This is a genomic window from Janthinobacterium psychrotolerans (genome assembly GCF_001677885.1).
In the GTDB taxonomy this organism is placed as follows: Bacteria; Pseudomonadota; Gammaproteobacteria; order Burkholderiales; family Burkholderiaceae_D; genus Janthinobacterium; species Janthinobacterium psychrotolerans.
In genome coordinates this window covers 113,195-131,660 of the sequence record NZ_LOCQ01000050.1, presented here as the reverse complement: position 1 = coordinate 131,660, position 18,466 = coordinate 113,195, and the positions used below count along the sequence as shown (strand labels likewise).

Below are 18,466 nucleotides of genomic sequence, written 5' to 3'. Positions count from 1 at the left end.
GACAAGCATGACTACACTGATACGCGGCGGCACCGTCGTCAACGCCGACCGGGCCTTTCGCGCCGATGTGCTGATCGAAGGCGATCTGATCGCCGCCGTCGGCGACCATCTTGCCGTGCCCGCCGGCGCCACCGTGATCGACGCGGCCGGCCTGTACGTGATGCCGGGCGGGATCGACACCCACACCCACATGAATTTGCCCTTCATGGGCACGGTCACGTCGGACGACTTTTTTACCGGCACGGCGGCCGGTCTTGCCGGCGGCACCACCACCATCATGGACTTCGTCATCCCCGCGCCGAAGCAGTCGCTGATCGAGGCCTATCACCAGTGGCGTGTATGGTCGGCCAAGGCGGCCGGCGACTACACGTTTCACGTGGCGATCACCTGGTGGAGCGAGCAGGTACACGAAGAGATGGGCGTGCTGGTGCGCGAGCATGGCGTAAACAGCTTCAAGCATTTCATGGCCTATAAAAACGCCATCATGGCCGACGATGAAACGCTGGTGAAAAGTTTTACCCGCTCGCTGGAACTGGGCGCCCTGCCTACCGTGCATGCGGAAAACGGCGAACTGGTCTACCAGCTGCAGCAGGACCTGCTGAAAAAAGGCATCACGGGACCGCAGGCCCATCCGCTGTCGCGCCCGCCGGCGGTGGAAGCGGAGGCGGCCAACCGCGCCATCGCGATCGCCAATGTATTGAATACCCCCGTGTATATCGTGCACGTCTCGTGCGCCGAGTCGCTCGACGCGATCACGCGCGCGCGCGCCCATGGCCAGCGCGTGTATGGCGAGGCGCTGGCCGGCCACCTGGTGATCGACGACAGCGTGTATCAGAGCGACGATTTCGCGTATGCGGCCGGCCATGTCATGAGCCCGCCGTTTCGCGGCAAGCACCACCAGACGGCGCTGTGGCACGGCCTGCAAAGCGGCAACCTGCACACCACCGCCACCGACCATTGCACCTTTTGCTCCGAGCAGAAGGCGGCCGGCAGGGACGACTTCACGCGCATTCCGAACGGCTGCGGCGGGGTCGAGGAACGCATGGCGGTGGTGTGGGACGCCGGTGTCAATTCCGGCACATTGAGCCCGTCCGAATTCGTCAAGGTCAGTTCGACCAACGCGGCGCAGATCTTCAATATCTATCCGCGCAAGGGCATAGTCGCCGTGGGCAGCGACGCCGATATCGTGCTGTGGGACCCGCAAGGAACCCGCACCATTTCCGCCGCCACGCAGTTTGCCAAGGGCGGCTTCAATGTCTTCGAAGGGCGCACCGTGCGCGGCATTCCCGTCACCACGATTGCCGCCGGCAAGGTGGTGTTCCACAAGGGCGAACTGATGGCGGTGGAAGGGGCCGGGCGCTATATCGAACGTCCTGCTTTTTCCGCCACCACTGCATAAGGAGTAGATTGATGACTGAACTGCGTATCAATGGCGGTCGCCTGTGGGACTCCCTGATGGAGCTGGCGCAGATCGGCGCGACGGCAAAGGGCGGCGTCAAGCGCCTGGCGCTGACGGACCTCGATAAACAAGGCCGCGACCTGGTGGTGCGCTGGGGCCGCGAGGCCGGCATGAGCATTACCATCGACCAGATCGGCAATGTCTTCATGCGCCGCGACGGTGTCGACAATTCCCTGCCACCTGTCATGACGGGCAGCCATATCGACACCCAGCCCACGGGCGGCAAATTCGACGGCAACTACGGCGTGCTGGCCGGCCTGGAAGTGGTGCGCACCCTGAACGACCTGAACATCAAGACCCAGGCGCCGATCGAGGTGGCGTTCTGGACCAATGAAGAAGGTTCGCGCTTCGTGCCGGTGATGATGGGTTCGGGCGTGTTCTGCGGCGCTTTTTCGCTTGAAACGGCGTATGCGGCGAAAGACACGGAAGGCAAGACGGTCGGCGAGGAACTGGAACGCATCGGTTATAAAGGCCCGCAAGTGCCGGGCGATCATCCGATCGGCGCCTATTTTGAAACCCATATCGAGCAGGGGCCCGTGCTGGAAGACGCCGACAAGGTGATCGGCGTGGTGCCGGCCGTGATGGGCCTGCGCTGGTACGACTGCACGGTGAACGGCATGGAGGCGCATGCGGGACCCACGCCGATGGGTTTGCGCCGCGACGCGCTGCAGGTGGCAACGAGCATCATGCAGGAAGTCGTCGCGATCGCCCACCGCTACCCGCCGTATGGCCGCGGCACGGTCGGCATGGTGCAGGTGTTCCCGAACAGCCGCAACGTGATTCCCGGCGAAGTCAAATTCAGCATCGACCTGCGCAATGTGAATGACGAACTGCTCGACACCATGGACGCCGATATGCGCGCCTTTATCGAGCGCACGCAGGCCACAACCGGCCTCGGCATCACGATCGAACAGGTGTCGTATTTTGCGCCGACGCCATTCCACCCGGACTGCGTGGGCGCGGTGCGCAACGCCACCGAAAAACTCGGTTATTCGGTGATGGACGTGGTCTCGGGCGCCGGCCACGACGCCATCTACGCGGCGCGCCTGGCGCCGGCCGGCATGATTTTCGTGCCCTGCAAGGACGGCATCAGCCACAATGAAATCGAGGACGCCAAGTCCGAACACCTGGAGGCGGGCTGCAATGTGCTGCTGCTGGCGATGCTGGAGCGGGCGGTCGTTCTATAACGCCGCCGTGTAGCTGCGGCGGTGCTATGCTGGCGCCATGATTTCCTCTGACGCCATTTCACAGTCCGCCGCCACGCATGCACGGCGTGGCGGCGAACTGCTGGCCGCCGGCGATGCGCCAGGCGCCGAGGCGGCCTTTCAGCTGGCCTTGCAGGCTGACCCGGATCACGTGTTTGCGCTGTCGAACCTGGCCTGGATGCGCGAGCAGCAAGGTTTGCTGGAAGACGCGGAAGGTTACTACCTGCGTGCGCTCGCGCTCGTACCCGACGATATCCATCTGCTGCAAAACCTGGGGGCGCTGCTGATGCGGCTGCGCCGCCCGGTGGAGGCCGAGCGCATCGACCGCCGTGTGCTGGCGCTGGCGCCGGAACTGCCTTCGGCCTGGTCCAACCTCGGCGCGCTGCTGGCCGCCGTGCAGCGCGAAACCGAGGCCGAACGCTGCCACCGCCATGCCATCGCGCTTGATGGAAATTACGCCAATGCGCGCTACAACCTGTCGTATCTGCTGCTGCGCCAGGGCCGCTTGCCTGAAGGCTGGCGCATGCTCGAAGCGCGCCCGCAGCCGACCGCCTTTGGCGACTATTTTCATTTTCCCCGCTGGCACGGCGAGCCGCTGGCGCGTAAATCCATCCTGATCTGTCCCGAAGCGGGCATGGGCGACATGCTGATGCTGTGCCGCTACGCGTCCGTGCTGCGCCAGCAGGGCGCGGCGCGTATCTCCATCCTGTGCCATGCGCCGCTCAAGACGCTGCTGCGGACCATGGCCGATATCGACGAGGTTATCGCCATCGGCGAAGCGGTAGCTGCCGAAAGCTGGGATTATTGGGCGCCGGTGCTGAGCTTGCCCGGCCTGTGCGAAACCACCCTGGACACCATACCGTCATCGGCCGCGTATCTGCATGCGCAGACGCCGGCGTTGCACGACTGGGCCGGGCGTTTGCCGCCAGCCAGGCTGCGCGTGGGGCTGGCCTGGAAAGGCAATGCGCAATTTGAAAATGACGCCTCGCGTTCGCTGCCCAGTCTCGATGCGCTGGCGCCTTTGGGCGCGGTGGAAGGAATACAGTTTGTCAGCCTGCAAAAAGGCGCGGGCGAAAATGAAACCTGCGCTGCATTGACGTTGGCCGGCGGCGCGGCATTGGCCGATATGGCCGATACGGCGGCGCTGATTGCCAACCTCGATCTGGTAATCAGCGTCGACACGGCGGTGGCCCATCTGGCCGGCGCGCTGGGCAAGCCCTGCTGGCTGCTGCTGCCCGACTATCTGCCCGACTGGCGCTGGTTCAGTGGCCGCCTCGATACCCCATGGTACGCCTCCATGCGGCTGTTTCGCCAGCCGGCCATCGGCGGCTGGGCGCCCTTGATCCGTCACCTCGCCGAGGAACTGGCGCACTGGCGCCAGCAGCACCGTTAAGCTTTCGGCTGGAAATTGCGCAGCAAATGCAGCAGCGCCTGCGCCGCGATATCGGCGTCGTCGGCCGTCATGGTTTCCAGCGGATTGTGGCTGATGCCGCCATTGCCGCAGCGCGTAAACAGCATGGCCACATCGGTGATGGCGGCCATCGCCATGGCGTCGTGGCCGGCGCCGGACAACAGGGCATAGGGTTCGATGTCCACTGACGCGACGGCCGCATCGAACTGCGCCATCAGCCATGGCGCGCAGGGCGCGGCGCTGGCCGACAGCAGCAGTTCGAGTTCGACATCGACCTGGCGCCGCGCGCAGATGGCGTTGATGCCGTCCAAAATGTCGTCGACGGCTGCCTGGCGCACCGCGTCGCTGGCGGCGCGGATATCGAGCGACAGCTGGCAGGCGCCGGCGATCACGTTGACGGAACCATGGGGCACTTTCAACTGGCCGACCGTGCCGACCAGCGCCTCGCCCTGGCCGCAGCGCCGCTCGACCAGCAAAATGATTTCGGCGGCGGCGCTGGCGGCGTCGCGGCGCATCGTCATCGGCGTGGTGCCGGCGTGGCTGGCCGTGCCTTTCAATTTGACCAGGTAGCGCGAGCTGCCGGCGATTGCCGTCACCACGCCCAGTGGCAGGTCGCGTTCGAGCAGCACCGGTCCCTGTTCGATATGCACTTCCACATAGCCCAGCAGATCTTGCGGATCGCGCGCGATGGCGCCTATGCTGGTGGCGTCGTGGCCGGCGGCGGCCAGCGCCTCGCGCATGCTCACGCCATCGGCGTCGACCTGCTCCAGCAGCGACAGGTCGAACTTGCCCGTCACCGCCGTGCTGCCCAAAAACGTGCTTTTGAAGCGCACGCCTTCTTCCTCGGCAAAGCCGACGATCTCGAAGTGAAACGGCAGCCGTTCGCCGCGTTCATGCAAGTGGCGCACCACCGCGATCGGCAGCACGATGCCGAGGCGGCCATCGTATTTGCCGCCATTGCGCACGGTGTCGTAGTGCGATCCCGTCATCAGGGTTTTCGCGCCGGGCAGGCTGGACGCATAACGGCCCACCACATTGCCGACCGCGTCTGTCGTCACCTGCATGCCCGCTTCCGTCATCCATGCGGCCAGTTGCGCGGCGGTCTGCTGGTGGGCTGGCGTCATGTAGGCGCAGGTCAGGTTGTAGCTGCTGTCGCTGTGACTGGCCAGGGTTTCGCAGTGGCGCATGATGGCCGGGCCGAACGGCAGGCGCACCTCAAGCAGGTCGTTCAGGCGCAGTTCGGCAATGCGCTTGATCTGGCGCAGCGACTCCACCAGTTCGTCGGCGCGGCGGTTCTTCAGGCGCCGCGCGAACGTGGCGATGATGTCCTGGCGCGTCAGGCCTTCGCCGGTTGGCCCTTTCACGGCCAGGATAAAGGGAAAGCCGAACCTGGCCTTGTAGTCGGCGTTCAGCCGCTGCAGGGTGGCGAATTCTTCGGCGCTGCACAGGTGCAAGCCGGACTTGGCCTGCTCGCGCGTGGACTCGGCCGTCAGCTGGCCGGCTATCGCCGCCTTGCCGGCCAGTTCAGGGTGGGCGCGGATCAGGCCCAGTTGTTCCTCGGGCGACGCCTGCCCCAGCACCCGCTGCAGTTCGCGCTTGAGCGCCGTCGGGCTGGCAAACGGCCGCGCCGCCGCCGCGCGCCTGGCGATCCAGGGCGAGTGTTCGTAGATGCCGTGCAGTTGCTGGACAAATTGCTCGGTGCTGCTGGCGTTCAGGTCGGAAAGGGAGGTCATGGAGATCCAATCATGCAAGCGGTGATGATAGCGCCAGGGCAGGGCGTACGGTATATGCGGTCGCTGATAAGGCTTATCGCGGCGTTTTCGCCGAATCAGTTTTTTGCCAGCGCCTTGGCCGCCGCGCTGACCTGGTCGCGCAGCCATTTGTGTTCCGGCGCCTGGTGCACGCGCTGGTGCCACAGCTGGTAGAAACGCATCGGCGGAAATTTCAGCGGCACGGTATAGGTTTTCAGCGGCAGCGTCTTTTCATAGAAACGGATGAACTGGCGCCCGGTGGTCAGCACCAGGTCGGTCTGCGTCAGCATATAGGGGATCAGGCCGAAATAGGCCGATTCCACCACCACGTTGCGCTGCAGGTTTTGCCGTTCCAGGAAGGAGTCGATCACGCCGTGGTAGCCGGGCATCATGGGCGAGGGCGCCACATGGGGCAGGCTCAGGTAATCGTCGAGGGTCATCGCGTCGCTGGCGGTGCGGCGCGCATAGGCGTTTTCGGCATGCATGGCGCAGATGATCGGGTCTTCGAACAGTTTGGAAATGTGCAGGTGGGCCGGCGGCTCGTCCCAGTTGGCGATGACCAGGTCCAGGCCGCCGTCGGACAATTGCCGGATATGGTCGATGCCCGGCCCCAGGCTGTGCAGCACCACGCGGCTTCTGGGCGAACCGCGGCGCAGCAGCGCCACCACGTTCGGCAGGAACTGGCTGTCGAGGTAGTCGGGCGCGGCGATATGAAAGGTGCGCGCCTCTTCCTGCGCCACGAACGGCGTCTTGCGCACGAACAGGCTTTCGGTCTGGTCGAGGATGCGCTTGGCCGGGTTGAGCAGGCTTTCGCCGTGCTGGGTCGGCACCATGCCGCGCGCGCCGCGCACCAGCAGCGGGTCGCCCGTCAGCTCGCGCAGCTTGCGCAGCGAAGCGGAAATCGACGGCTGCGGCTGATTGAGTTTGAGCGCAACGCGCGAGACATTCTTTTCCACCAGCAGCAGGTACAGGATGCGGATCAGGTGCAGGTCGAGGTGTTGCGGCAGGCTGGACATGTGCGGCGCCTCTGTTGTATATCGATTTGAATATGTCAAATATACGATATTTTTCATGTGATGGGCGATGAATCCAGCTATCTTGTGTAGATTGGCGCCAATATTGGTGACGCTGCGGTTCAAAGTATCACTGAAGGAATAATATGGAAGTGTTTGCCTACCTGATCCCTTATGGCCTTGAATGGCTGAACCTGATCGTGCGCTGGTTGCACGTCATTACCGGCATCGCCTGGATCGGCGCTTCCTTCTATTTCGTCTGGCTCGACAATTCCATACGCCCACCGGCGCCCGGCTCCGCACTGGCCAAAAAGGGCGTCTCGGGCGAGCTGTGGGCCGTGCATGGCGGCGGTTTCTACAACCCGCAAAAATACCTGGTGGCGCCCGCCGAACTGCCGAAGGAACTGCACTGGTTCAAATGGGAAGCGTATTCGACCTGGCTGTCGGGCTTTGCGCTCCTGACGATAGCTTACTATTTCAATGCCCAGGCCATGATGATCGACAAGTCGGTGGCGGACCTGTCCAGCGGCCAGGCGATCGGCATCGGCATCGCCACCCTGGTGATCGGCTGGACCGTCTACGACCTGCTGTGCCGCTCGCCGCTGGCCAGGCATGAATTGTGGTTCGGCGTGGTGGTGTTTGCACTGATCGTGGGCGCCGCCTATGTGCTGACGCATTTGCTCAGCGGGCGCGCCGCGTATATCCATGTGGGCGCCATGATCGGCACCATCATGGTGGCCAATGTGCTGATGCTGATTATTCCGGGCCAGCGCAAGATGGTCGAAGCGATGGCGGCCGGCAAGCTGCCCGACCCGAAGCACGGCCTGAAAGCCAAGCAGCGCAGCGTGCACAACAATTACTTCACCTTGCCGGTGCTGTTCATCATGATCAGCAACCATTACGCGATGACCTACCGTCACGATCACGCCTGGCTGGTGCTGGCGCTGATCATGGCGGCCGGCGTGTTCATCCGCCATTTCTTCAACCTGCGCCACAAGGGGCGCGTGGAATGGCGCTATCCGGTGCTGGGTGTGGCGCTGCTGCTGGCCGTGGCCGTGGCGATCGCCCCGAAGGCGCCGGTGGCGGCCGCGCCGGTGGCCGACCCGGCCGCGCAGTTCACCTCCGTGCATGCCATCATTGCCCAGCGCTGCGCCACCTGCCATTCGGCCCAACCCACGCAGCCAGGTTTTGCCACGGCGCCGGCGGGCATGATGCTGGATAATGAAACGGAAATTCGCCAGCACGCGGCGCAAATCTACAAGCAGGCCATCGAACTGAAGGCCATGCCGATCGGTAACCTGACCAATATGACGGACGCCGAGCGCACCGAATTGGGCGCCTGGCTGCAACAGACACTGCAAGGAGCAAAATGAGCACGACGGAACAAAAAATCACGGACTGGATCGACGCCCACTTCGACGAGGAAGTCGCTTTTCTGCAACAGGTGGTGCAAGTGCCGACCGATACGCCACCGGGCAACAACGCGCCGCATGCGGCCAGGGTGGCGCAGCTGCTGGAAGCCTATGGCTGGGAGGCCGAGCAGCATGCCGTGCCATCGGACCAGGTCGAAGCCTATGGCATGCAAAGCATCACCAACCTGATCGTGCGCCGTCCGTACGCGGCCGGTGGCCCCACCGTGGCGCTGAACGCCCATGGCGATGTGGTGCCGCCCGGCGACAACTGGACTTATCCGCCGTATGGCGCCCAGGTCGTCGACGGCTACCTGTATGGCCGCGCGGCGGCCGTGTCGAAAAGCGATTTCGCCACCTATGTCTTCGCCACCCGCGCATTGGAGGCGCTGGGCATTGCCTTGAAAGGCCAGCTGGAACTGCACTTTACCTACGACGAGGAATTCGGCGGCCTGCTGGGGCCGGGCTGGCTGCTGGAGCAGAAGCTGACCAAGCCCGATTTTGTGATCGCGGCCGGCTTCAGCTACAACATCGTCACCGCGCACAACGCCTGTTTGCAGCTGGAGATCACCGTGCATGGCAAGTCGGGCCACGGCGCCATGCCGGAAACCGGCATCGACGCGCTGCAGGCGGCCAGCAAGATTTTGAACGCCATCTACGGCCAGTTGCCGGAGCTGAAAAAGATCAAGTCCAAGGTGCCCGGCATCGACTCGCCGACCATGCTGGTGGGGCGCATCGACGGCGGCACCAATACCAATGTGGTGCCGGGCAAAGTGACCATGAAGATGGACCGCCGCATGATCCCCGAAGAAGATCCGGTGGCGGTCGAAGCGCAGGTGCGCGCGCTGATCGAAGACGCCGTGCAGGGCGAGCCGGGCATCCGCGTCGAAATCCGCCGCCTGCTGCTGTCGCACGCGCTGCGGCCCCTGCCAGGCTCGGAACAGCTGGTGAGCAATTTGCAGAAGAACGCGCTGGCGATTTTGGGCGAGACGATACCAGCCCAGGGCACGCCGCTGTATGCGGACGCGCGCCTGTATGGCGAGCATGGCATTCCCGCCGTGCTGTATGGCGCCGGCCCGCGCACCGTGCCCGAGTCGAATGCGAAAAAGGCCGATGAAAAGCTGGCGCTGGAAGACTTGCGCCGCGCCAGCAAGATCGTGGCGTTGACCTTGCTCGATTTCCTGGCCGTCAAAGCGTGAGCAGGACCATCCGTGAACTGGCGCTTGAGCTTGCCGCCGGCCGCCTGACCAGCGTGGCGCTCACGCAAGCCATGCTGGCGCGCGCCGAAGCACACCGTGCGCAGGGTGGCCACGCCTATGTCAGCCTGGACGGCGAACAGGCGTTGCGGGAAGCGCGCGCCAGCGATGCGCTGCGCGCGGCCGGCATGGTGGCCTCGCCGCTGGCCGGCATCCCGATTTCGATCAAGGACTTGTTCGACGTGCGCGGCCAGGTCAGCAGCGCGGCGTCGCTGGCGCTGGCCGAGGCGCCACCGGCCAGCAACGACGCGGTGGCGGTGGCGCGGCTGCGCGCGGCCGGCGCCGTGCTGCTGGGGCGCACCAATATGAGCGAGTTCGCGTTTTCCGGCCTGGGTTTGAATCCCCATCACGGCACGCCGCGCAACCCGCGCGACGCCAGCCGGGTGGCCGGTGGCTCCACTTCGGGCGGCGCCGTGACGGTGGCGCTGGACATGGCGGCCGTCGCGCTGGGCACGGATACGGGCGGTTCGATCCGCATTCCGTCGGCCTTTTGCGGCCTGACCGGCTTCAAGCCGACCGCCGCCAGCGTGTCCTTGAGCGGCACGCTGCCGCTATCGCGTTCGCTCGATTCGGCCGGTCCGATCACCAACAGCGTCGATTGCTGCGCCATCGTGCATGCGGCGCTGTCGGGCCAGGAGATATCCTGCGAAGCTGCCAGGCTGACCGGACTGCGCTTCGGCTACACCACCGACTATGTGGGCGCGAACCTGGAGCCGCAGGTGCGGCAGGCATTCGAGCGCACGCTCGACATGCTGCGCGCGGCAGGCGCACTGGTTGAACATTTTGATTTTCCCGAGCTGCTGCAACTGCCCGCCATCAATAGCGGCGGCGGCCTGGTGGCGGCCGAAGCGTGGCACTGGCACCGGGGCTTGCTCGAGCAGAAGGGCGCGCAGTACGACCAGCGCGTGGCGGCCCGCATCCGCCGCGGCCAGCAGCAGGGCGCGGCGGAATACCTCGATCTGCTCGACGCGCGTGCGCATTTGCGCGCCATCGCCAGCGCGCGCCTGGCGCCTTACGACGCGTGGCTGATGCCCAGCGTGGCGGTGGTGGCGCCGCAGCTCGCGCCGTTGGAGGCGGACGATGCGGTTTTTTTTGCCACCAACGGCCTGGTGCTGCGCAATGCCAGCGTGATCAATTTCCTCGATGGCTGCGCCTTGTCGCTGCCGTGCCAGGAGCAAGGCGAATTGCCGGTGGGCCTGTCCATCTGCGGCTTGAACGGCGCGGATGGACGCATCCTGGCGCTTGGCCGCGCGGTGGAGGCGCTGTTGCGCGAACTATAGAAAAGATGGGCGCAGAAGAATGCCTGTTTGTAATATGATAGCTGGCATTGATATGGGATAACCGCGCACGGCGTGCCGGCAAACTACACACTGTGCTCCGATACGACCTGATCAGCTGTCATGAATGCGGCGTGCTGTACCGAAAGCGGCCGCTGCGCCCGCGCGAAAAGGCGCGCTGCGTGCGTTGCCGCTCGGTACTTTACCGGGGCACTTCCGCTGACCTGAACCGGGTGGTGGCGCTGACCCTGGGCGCTGCGTTCATCTTCCTGATCGCCCAGTTCTTCCCCATCGTCGAACTCGACGTCAATGGCCTGACCTCCAGCGCCACCTTGCTCGGCGCCATACGCGTGCTGTGGCACGAACAGATGCAGGTGGTGGCCACCATGGTATTTTTGTTCACCATGCTGTTCCCTGCGATCGAACTGGGCTCCCTGCTGTATGTGTCGCTGGGCCTGCGCCTGGGCGTGAAAGTGCCGGGTTTCAGCCTGGTGCTGCGCGCGGTGCAGACGGCGCGCGCCTGGGGCATGACGGAGGTGCTGATGATCGGCATCCTGATCACCGTCATCAAGATGACCAGCCTGGCCACCGTGGTGCCGCGCCCCGGCCTGTTCGCCTTTGGCGCGCTGACCATGATGCTGGCCATCGTCGTCTCGTTCGACCCGAAGGCGCTGTGGAACGCGGGCGACGACCTGACACGACTGGCCTTGCCCGGCATCCGCTATAAAAGTTTCGCGCCCGGCGAGGCGCTCCTGCCCTGCCACAGTTGCGGCCTGGTGGCGCCGCCGGGCGGCACGGCAAAGCATCCGCACTGCGTGCGCTGTGGCTCGACCCTGCACGGGCGCCACCCGGACAGCATCAGCCGCACCTGGGCGCTGCTGATTGCCGCCGCCATCCTGTATATCCCCGCCAACCTGCTGCCCGTGATGTATACCCACTCGCTGTTTGGCGTGGAAAACGACACCATCATGAGCGGGGTGGTGTTTTTCTGGACCAGCGGTTCGAAAGGCCTGGCCATCATCATCTTTATCGCCAGCGTGGTGGTGCCGATGCTCAAACTGGCGACCCTGGCGCTGCTGGCGTTCACGGCGCAGCGCCGGTCGCGCTGGCGCCCGGCGCAGCGCACCAAACTGTACCGCATGGTCGAATTCATCGGCCGCTGGTCCATGCTCGATATCTTCGTGGTGACCCTGACGGTGGCGCTGGTGCGTTTCGATGCGCTGGCCGTGATCACGGCCGGCCCGGGCGCGCTGGCCTTTGGCGCGGTGGTGGTGCTGACCATGCTGGCCTCGATGCAGTTCGACCCGCGCCTGATCTGGGACCCGGTCGACGCCGCCGCCCAAGCACATGAACCTGCTGTAAAAAACCTGGCAATTGGAGAGCAACATGTCTGACAAGGAAGAGGGCGTCCGCGCACCCGAGACGCGGCAACTGCCGGAACCCGACGTGGACAAGGCCAGCCGCTGGCTGCCTTCGCTGGTGTGGCTCATTCCGCTGCTGGCCGCGCTGATCGGCGCCGGCCTGGCCGCCAAGGCCATCCTCGACCAGGGGCCGACGCTGACCGTCAGCTTCAAGAGCGCCGAAGGGCTGGAACCGGGCAAGACCAAGGTCAAGTACAAGGATGTGGAGATCGGCCAAGTACGCGCCATCAACCTTGGCGACGACTTGAGCCGGGTGCTGGTGACGATCGAGATGAGCAAGGAGGCGCGCCGCTTTGCCACCGCCGATTCGCGCTTCTGGGTGGTGCGCCCGCAGATCGGCGCCAGCGGCGTGACGGGCCTGGGCACCTTGCTGTCGGGCGCCTATATCGGCGTCGACACGGGCAAGTCGGTAGCAAAAAAAGACAGCTTCACCGGCCTGGAAAGTCCGCCCGCCGTCGATGGCGACCAGAAGGGCAAGCTGTTTACGCTGCATGCGGAAAGCCTCGGTTCCGTCGATGTCGGCTCGCCCGTGTTTTTCCACCGGCTGCGCGTGGGCAAGGTGGTCAGCTTCAGCCTGGACAAGGACGGCAACGGCATCACCATGACGGTCTTCGTCAATGCGCCGTATGACCAGTTTGTTGGCAAGAATGCGCGCTGGTGGCATGCCAGCGGTGTCGACGTGCGGCTCGATTCGAACGGCTTCAAGCTGAACACGCAATCGCTGGCGGCGCTGCTGATCGGCGGCATCGCCTTCGAGGCGGAAAACGGCCGCAAGCCGCCCGAACCATCGCCCGCCAACACCGCCTTCCGGCTGGCCGCCGACGAGGCCAGCGCCATGCGCGAACCGGACGGCGAAGCCATTACCACCGTGTTCTATTTCGACCAGTCGCTGCGCGGCCTGCAGCCCGGCGCCACGGTGGACTTCCGCGGCATCGTGCTTGGCGAAGTGCGCTCGGTGGGCATCGAGTTCGACCCGGTCAAGAAGAACTTCCGCATGCCCGTCACGGTGAACCTGTATCCGGCCCGCCTGGGCATGCGCTTCAAGGCCGCCGTTGACGACGCCGAAGGCTCGGCCGGCCACCAGCTGCTCGAGCGCATGGTCAGCCGCGGCCTGCGCGCCCAGCTGCGCACCGGCAACCTGCTCACCAGCCAGCTGTATATCGCGCTCGACTTCTTCCCGAAAGCGCCGAAAATAGTGCTCGACATCAGCAAGTATCCGATGGAAGTGCCGACCGTGCCGAACACGCTCGACGAATTGCAGACGCAGGTGGCCAGCATCGCCCGCAAACTCGACCAGGTGCCTTTCGGCGAGATCGGCGACAATCTGAACGCCACCATCAAGCAGGCTAACGCTCTGTTCAAGCAGCTCGACAGCCAGGTGGTGCCGGAAATGCGCGGCACGCTGACGGCGGCCAAAAACACCTTTGGCACGGCCGAACAGGTGCTGCAAAAGGATTCGCCGCTGCAGTCCGACGTGCGCCAGGCCCTGCAGCAGCTGACGCAAACCCTGCAGTCACTGAACGCCCTGACCGACTACCTGGAACGCCACCCCGAATCGCTGATTCGCGGCAAACAAGGAGATGAGAAAAAATGAAGATGACCGTTTCCACGCTGGCCGCCATCTTTGCCGGCGCACTGTTGCTGGCCGGCTGCTCCGCGCCCAAGCCCGAGCATTTTTATACGCTGTCCGGCGGCATGGCGGCGCAGCCGGCCAAGCCGGTTCAATACTATGTCGAGATGCTGGCCGTCAGCGTGCCGCAGCAGGTCAGCCGCAACCAGTTCGTGGTGACGGCGCCGTCTGGCCGCATCGAGCTGCTCGAACAGCAGCGCTGGGCGGGTCCTCTGGCCGGTGAAATCGGCCAGGCGCTGTCGACGGCGGTGACCGGCGAGCTGGGCGCCATCGACGTGTTCCGCACGCCGTATCCGGACAAGCTGCCCGTCTACCGCATCAGCACCAATGTGCAGCGGTTCGAATCGGTGATGGACCAGTACGCGCTGATCGACGCCGTGTGGAGCGTGCGCGAACTGGCCAGCAACAAGGTGGTGGCATGCCGCACCGCCGCCAATGAAAAGGTCGGCGCCGGCTACGACGAGATGGTGCTGGGCCACCGCCGCGCCGTGCAAACGATAGCGTCGCAGATGTCGGCCGTGGTGCGCGGTTTCGGCAGCGGCAGCGCCGCCTGCCCGTCCACATGAAAGTAGCCGTATGCCGCTGATTGATTTTGCCATGTTGTCTTCGCTGGCCGCCGCGTCGGCCCGCATCACGCAGCCCTGCAGCTGCTGCGCCGTGCCGCTCGACGCCTGGCAGCGCCTGCCCACCTCGCTGGAACTGGAGCGTTTCGAAGAAGTGGGCACGCTGGTGGCAGACGCTTATGATGAACCGTCGTTTGCCGAGTACCACCCGCAGGGCACGCGCGACGACAGCCCCGACGCACCGATCGCGCCGCGCTACTATCCGGCCAACCGCAGCCAGGTGGCGCGCTGCATGAATTGCGGCCGCCACTACCTGCGCTACAACGAGGCCGGCGGCTATTTCACGGAGCTGCGCATTCGGGCCTTGCAGCCCGAGTTGCTGGTTGACGCGGCGTAGGTCGGATTAGGCGCAAAGCGCCGTAATCCGACAACATTGTTGACGTCTGTGATGTTGTCGGATTATGGCCCGACGGGCCGTAATCCGACCTACGCACCACCGGCTTGCAGCAGCCAGATCACCAGCGTGCAAACGAACGCCCACAAGGCCAATGCCACCCAGGCGCGCCTGGCGCTGCGCGCATGAAATACCCACAGCACCACCACCGTGTACACCACAAAACTGAGCAGGCTGGCGACCAGCACGGCGTCGGCGCGCGAGGCGGACGAGATGCGCGGCAGCAGCAGCGCCAGCGCGGACGACAGCAACGCCGACAAGCCATAGCCGCCCAGCGCGGCGGCCAGCACGCGGCTGGCGATGCGCCAGCGATAAGCCGCAGGGAGCTGGCCTTTGACCGGTTTGCTCATGCGCGCGCCGCCCTTTGCACCGGTTTGATGACGGCCCTGGCTTGCCAGACGCGGTGGATGCGCCAGGCGCAGCAGGCAAAGACCACGCCCAGCGCCAGCGCCGTCAGCTCCACGCCCGCGCGCATGGCGTCGCCGGCCATCGCATAGCGCCACAACTGCTGGCCGGTTGTACACTGGTTCAGGAGCGGCAGCGCCAGGCACAGCAGAGCGGCGAAGGCAAACTGCTCGACCCAGGCGCGGCCCGGTGGACGTGCCAGTGCGTGCAGCAAGGTCGCGCCCCATAGCCACAGGAAGGCGCGAATTTCCCACGTGTCGCGCTGCGCCAGTTCGGCCGGCAGCAGGCGGTTGATCCACAGATAGCCGATCGAGGCGATGCAGATGCCGGCCATGGACGCCACGCTGAACGCTTCGACCACGCGGTAAAAACCGGCGGTGGCGGCGCCAAATTCCAGCTCGCTTTTGCGGCGCCGCTTGACCATGAACAGATTGGCGCCGGTGGCCACCATCACGGTGCCGAGCAGGCCGCTGATAAAGTACAAGCACTTCATGGGCCAGCCGCCAAAGCGCGCCAGGTGCAGCGCTTCGATCACGTGATGGACCTGGCCGGTCGACAAGGTGGCTGGCGGTTCTGGCCGCGTCACCTGCAGCACGGCGCCCGTGACGCCATCGAAGATCACCAGGCCCTGCGCCGGCACGATGGTGGTGGTGTGGCTGCCCGCCTCCTCGTTGGCGAACACGCGCACCGTGGCCTGGCTGTCGCCCGGCTGCTGCACCAGCACCATGGTGGCCGGCTTGCCCAGCAGCTGTTCGGCCGACGCCAGCATGGGCGCGAGCGGCAGCAGCGGCGCCGGCGTGCCCGAGCGCTTGCGCACGATCGGCGCCGCCGCGCCGTGCGCCAGTTCCTGCTGGTAGCCGGCATACGGGTCGTCGCCGCCATACGCCGTTTGCAGTGGCCAGGGCATATAGCTGGTATGGAAAAACGCCACGCCCGTGTAGACGATCATCAGCGAAAACGGCAGGGTGAACACGGCGCTGGCGTTGTGCGCGTCGAGCCAGGAGCGCTGTCCCTTGCGCGGACGGAAGGTAAAGAAGTCGGCGAAGATGCGCCGGTGCACGATCACGCCCGACACCAGCGCGGCCAGCGCGCACATGGCGATCCAGCCGACCAGCCAGTAGCCGGCCGTGCCGCCGTGCAAAGTGTAGTGAAAGCTCATGAAATGCCGGCCGCCTTCGGTCTTGCGGCCCCAGGGAGCGGGCAGCAGTTCGCCGGTGGCCGGGTGCAGCGCCGCCTGCTGGCTGCTCTTGCCATTCCTCCACGCCAGCGCCAGCGCGTCGCCCGGTTGCGCGGGCAGCTCCAGGCGCCAGAAGCTGGCCTTGGGCGCCGTGGTCGACAGATGGCGGACGGCCGCGTCCAGCGCCAGCGGCGTGCCGGCCACCGCATCGCTCATCGTACCGGCCAGCACGGGCGGCGCCGCCATCCAGCGCGTGATGGGTTCGCGAAACACGCTGAGCGTGCCCGTGAAAAAAATCGCGCACAGCAGCCAGCCGCAGGTCAGCCCGACCCAGGTGTGCAGCCAGGCCATGGACTGGCGCAAGCCGTCCTTCATGCCGCGCCGCCTGGCAGGGTGGAGGAAAGGGTCGGCTGCTGCATGGGGTGGTTCTCCATATCGTGTCTGCGTGCGGAAGGTGCGCTACAGAGGAGTAGACGCATCAGGCACGCAAAACCAGACCTGGCCCGTGAAAAAAAACGGCAAGCGCGCATCAATTGACATTGCCGATAGAAAATTGATCCAAGTCATGATACTTTTGGCATGCTTGTTTTTCGATGACTTCGCCCAAGGCTGGAACCCATGTCTTTTCTGATCGTCCTGGCCGCCCTGGCCTTTTTGATGCTGGCCGCCTACCGCGGCTACAGCGTGATCCTGTTCGCCCCCGTGGCTGCCCTGGGGGCGGTGCTGCTGACCGATGCAACGGCGGTGGCGCCCGTGTTCAGCGGCATCTTCATGGAAAAAATGGTGGGCTTTATCAAGCTGTATTTTCCGGTCTTCCTGCTCGGCGCCGTATTCGGCAAGCTGATTGAAATGTCCGGCTTTTCGCAGTCCATCGTGGTGGCGGCGATCCGCCATATCGGCCGCTCGCGCGCCAACGCCGTGATCGTGGCGGTGTGTGGCGCACTGACCTATGGCGGCGTGTCGCTGTTCGTAGTGGTATTCGCCGTGTATCCGTTCGCGGCAGAACTCTACCGCCAGAGCAATATCCCCAAGCGCCTGATGCCGGGCGCCATCGCCCTGGGCGCGTTCACGTTCACCATGGACACCTTGCCCGGCACGCCGCAGATCCAGAACATCATCCCCACCACCTTCTTTCACACCACCGGCTGGGCCGCGCCCTGGCTGGGCACCATCGGCGCCATCCTGACCATCGTCTGTGGCCTGACGTACCTGGAATGGCGGCGCCGCTCGGTGATGGCCAGCGGCGAAGGCTATGGCGGCGATACTCAGCCGATAGCCCCGGCCGATCCGTCCAGCCTGCCGTCGCCGCTGCTGGCGGTCGCGCCCCTGATCCTGGTCGGCGTGGCGAACTTCCTGCTGACGCAATGGATACCGCGCTGGTATGGCGCCAGCCACGTCATCACCAGCGATGAATTGCCTGGCCTGCACGCGCCCGTGAGCACGTCGATCAGCGCCGTGGTCGGCATCTGGGCGGTGGAGGGCGCCTTGCTGCTGGGGATCTTGCTGGTGTGCGCCACCGCGTTCAGGCGCATCAGGGACGGCTTTGCCGAAGGCACCAAGGGCGCGGTCGGCGGCGCCTTGCTCGCCGCCATGAACACGGCGTCCGAATATGGTTTTGGCGGCGTGATCGCCGCGCTGCCCGGCTTTATCGTGGTGCGCGACGCGCTGCGCAGCGTGCCCGACCCGTTGGTCAACGCGGCCGTCTCCGTCACCACCCTGGCCGGCATCACCGGTTCGGCCTCGGGCGGCATGAGCATCGCGCTGGCCGCCATGTCCGACAGCTTTATCGCCGCCGCCCAGCAGGCGAACATTCCGCTCGAAGTAATGCACCGCGTGGTGGCCATGGCCAGCGGCGGCATGGACACCCTGCCGCACAACGGCGCCGTGATCACCCTGCTGGCCGTGACGGGCCTGACGCACCGGCAGTCGTACCGCGATATTTTCGGTATCACGGTCATCAAGACGGCGATCGTGTTTCTGGTGATTGGCACGTATTATGTGACCGGGCTGGTGTGAAAGCCACCGAATGGCCGGC

At 65.1% G+C, this 18,466-nt stretch carries 15 protein-coding genes; 11 read left to right on the top strand and 4 right to left on the bottom strand.

Annotation, left to right across the window (positions count from 1 at the left end; genetic code table 11):
• Positions 1 to 7 precede the first annotated feature (7 nt).
• From hydA to ASR47_RS08780, 3 genes are read left to right on the top strand one after another with little or no spacing between them, the layout of a single operon-like run.
• Positions 8 to 1,399 (top strand): dihydropyrimidinase, encoded by a 1,392-nt coding sequence (gene hydA, locus ASR47_RS08790; protein WP_065307390.1) that lies wholly within the window; start codon positions 8 to 10, stop codon positions 1,397 to 1,399.
• An 11-nt stretch (positions 1,400 to 1,410) separates the two neighbouring features.
• Complete coding sequence (locus tag ASR47_RS08785; RefSeq protein ID WP_065307389.1) at positions 1,411 to 2,646, top strand: Zn-dependent hydrolase; 1,236 nt, start codon at positions 1,411 to 1,413, stop codon at positions 2,644 to 2,646.
• 37 nt (positions 2,647 to 2,683) lie between these two features.
• Positions 2,684 to 4,057 (top strand): tetratricopeptide repeat protein, encoded by a 1,374-nt coding sequence (locus ASR47_RS08780; RefSeq protein ID WP_065307388.1) that lies wholly within the window; start codon positions 2,684 to 2,686, stop codon positions 4,055 to 4,057.
• Here ASR47_RS08780 and ASR47_RS08775 read toward each other — a convergent pair.
• Positions 4,054 to 5,808: an allantoate amidohydrolase gene (locus tag ASR47_RS08775; RefSeq protein ID WP_065307387.1), complete on the bottom strand. Its 1,755-nt coding sequence runs from the start codon at positions 5,806 to 5,808 to the stop codon at positions 4,054 to 4,056. The genes ASR47_RS08780 and ASR47_RS08775 overlap by 4 nt on opposite strands.
• A 95-nt stretch (positions 5,809 to 5,903) precedes the next feature.
• A complete protein-coding gene (locus tag ASR47_RS08770; protein WP_065307386.1) occupies positions 5,904 to 6,842 on the bottom strand; it encodes a LysR family transcriptional regulator in 939 nt (312 codons plus the stop codon).
• 143 nt (positions 6,843 to 6,985) lie between these two features.
• On the opposite strand from ASR47_RS08770, the gene ASR47_RS08765 reads away from it, so the two are divergent.
• From ASR47_RS08765 to ASR47_RS08735, 7 genes are all read left to right on the top strand, one after another.
• On the top strand, positions 6,986 to 8,212 hold the full coding sequence (locus ASR47_RS08765) for a urate hydroxylase PuuD (RefSeq protein WP_065307385.1): 1,227 nt from the start codon (positions 6,986 to 6,988) through the stop codon (positions 8,210 to 8,212).
• Positions 8,209 to 9,447 carry a M20/M25/M40 family metallo-hydrolase gene (locus ASR47_RS08760; protein ID WP_065307384.1) on the top strand — a complete coding sequence of 413 codons (1,239 nt, stop codon included), beginning with the start codon at positions 8,209 to 8,211 and terminating at the stop codon, positions 9,445 to 9,447. Before ASR47_RS08765 ends, ASR47_RS08760 begins: the two co-directional genes overlap by 4 nt.
• Complete coding sequence (locus tag ASR47_RS08755) at positions 9,444 to 10,784, top strand: amidase (protein WP_065307383.1); 1,341 nt, start codon at positions 9,444 to 9,446, stop codon at positions 10,782 to 10,784. The genes ASR47_RS08760 and ASR47_RS08755 overlap by 4 nt, the downstream gene beginning before the upstream one ends.
• Positions 10,785 to 10,915: 131 nt before the next feature.
• On the top strand, positions 10,916 to 12,175 hold the full coding sequence (locus ASR47_RS08750; protein ID WP_425402726.1) for a paraquat-inducible protein A: 1,260 nt from the start codon (positions 10,916 to 10,918) through the stop codon (positions 12,173 to 12,175).
• Entirely contained in the window at positions 12,168 to 13,796 is a 1,629-nt protein-coding gene (locus ASR47_RS08745; RefSeq protein ID WP_065307381.1) for a PqiB family protein, read from the top strand. The genes ASR47_RS08750 and ASR47_RS08745 overlap by 8 nt, the downstream gene beginning before the upstream one ends.
• Positions 13,793 to 14,398: a PqiC family protein gene (locus ASR47_RS08740; RefSeq protein ID WP_082988822.1), complete on the top strand. Its 606-nt coding sequence runs from the start codon at positions 13,793 to 13,795 to the stop codon at positions 14,396 to 14,398. The genes ASR47_RS08745 and ASR47_RS08740 overlap by 4 nt, the downstream gene beginning before the upstream one ends.
• Before the next feature lie 31 nt (positions 14,399 to 14,429).
• Positions 14,430 to 14,792, top strand: a complete 363-nt coding sequence (locus ASR47_RS08735) for a hypothetical protein (RefSeq protein ID WP_245714299.1) — start codon at positions 14,430 to 14,432, stop codon at positions 14,790 to 14,792.
• A gap of 89 nt (positions 14,793 to 14,881) precedes the next feature.
• Here ASR47_RS08735 and ASR47_RS27690 read toward each other — a convergent pair whose 3' ends face one another.
• Positions 14,882 to 15,199 carry a hypothetical protein gene (locus ASR47_RS27690; RefSeq protein ID WP_065307379.1) on the bottom strand — a complete coding sequence of 106 codons (318 nt, stop codon included), beginning with the start codon at positions 15,197 to 15,199 and terminating at the stop codon, positions 14,882 to 14,884.
• Positions 15,196 to 16,806, bottom strand: coding sequence for a PepSY-associated TM helix domain-containing protein (locus ASR47_RS08725; protein ID WP_065307378.1), 1,611 nt, complete (start codon positions 16,804 to 16,806; stop codon positions 15,196 to 15,198). Before ASR47_RS08725 ends, ASR47_RS27690 begins: the two co-directional genes overlap by 4 nt.
• Before the next feature lie 243 nt (positions 16,807 to 17,049).
• On the opposite strand from ASR47_RS08725, the gene ASR47_RS08720 reads away from it, so the two are divergent.
• Positions 17,050 to 18,447 carry a GntP family permease gene (locus ASR47_RS08720; RefSeq protein WP_065307377.1) on the top strand — a complete coding sequence of 466 codons (1,398 nt, stop codon included), beginning with the start codon at positions 17,050 to 17,052 and terminating at the stop codon, positions 18,445 to 18,447.
• Positions 18,448 to 18,466: the final 19 nt, after the last annotated feature.

What these genes read in the sequence shown, in the direction of transcription:
- hydA (WP_065307390.1), top strand. Translation starts at nt 8, where the DNA reads ATGACTACACTGATACGCGGCGGCACCGTCGTCAACGCCGACCGGGCC.
- ASR47_RS08785 (WP_065307389.1), top strand. Translation starts at nt 1,411, where the DNA reads ATGACTGAACTGCGTATCAATGGCGGTCGCCTGTGGGACTCCCTGATG.
- ASR47_RS08780 (WP_065307388.1), top strand. Translation starts at nt 2,684, where the DNA reads ATGATTTCCTCTGACGCCATTTCACAGTCCGCCGCCACGCATGCACGG.
- ASR47_RS08775 (WP_065307387.1), bottom strand. Translation starts at nt 5,808, where the DNA reads ATGACCTCCCTTTCCGACCTGAACGCCAGCAGCACCGAGCAATTTGTC.
- ASR47_RS08770 (WP_065307386.1), bottom strand. Translation starts at nt 6,842, where the DNA reads ATGTCCAGCCTGCCGCAACACCTCGACCTGCACCTGATCCGCATCCTG.
- ASR47_RS08765 (WP_065307385.1), top strand. Translation starts at nt 6,986, where the DNA reads ATGGAAGTGTTTGCCTACCTGATCCCTTATGGCCTTGAATGGCTGAAC.
- ASR47_RS08760 (WP_065307384.1), top strand. Translation starts at nt 8,209, where the DNA reads ATGAGCACGACGGAACAAAAAATCACGGACTGGATCGACGCCCACTTC.
- ASR47_RS08745 (WP_065307381.1), top strand. Translation starts at nt 12,168, where the DNA reads ATGTCTGACAAGGAAGAGGGCGTCCGCGCACCCGAGACGCGGCAACTG.
- ASR47_RS08740 (WP_082988822.1), top strand. Translation starts at nt 13,793, where the DNA reads ATGAAGATGACCGTTTCCACGCTGGCCGCCATCTTTGCCGGCGCACTG.
- ASR47_RS08735 (WP_245714299.1), top strand. Translation starts at nt 14,430, where the DNA reads ATGTTGTCTTCGCTGGCCGCCGCGTCGGCCCGCATCACGCAGCCCTGC.
- ASR47_RS27690 (WP_065307379.1), bottom strand. Translation starts at nt 15,199, where the DNA reads ATGAGCAAACCGGTCAAAGGCCAGCTCCCTGCGGCTTATCGCTGGCGC.
- ASR47_RS08725 (WP_065307378.1), bottom strand. Translation starts at nt 16,806, where the DNA reads ATGAAGGACGGCTTGCGCCAGTCCATGGCCTGGCTGCACACCTGGGTC.
- ASR47_RS08720 (WP_065307377.1), top strand. Translation starts at nt 17,050, where the DNA reads ATGTCTTTTCTGATCGTCCTGGCCGCCCTGGCCTTTTTGATGCTGGCC.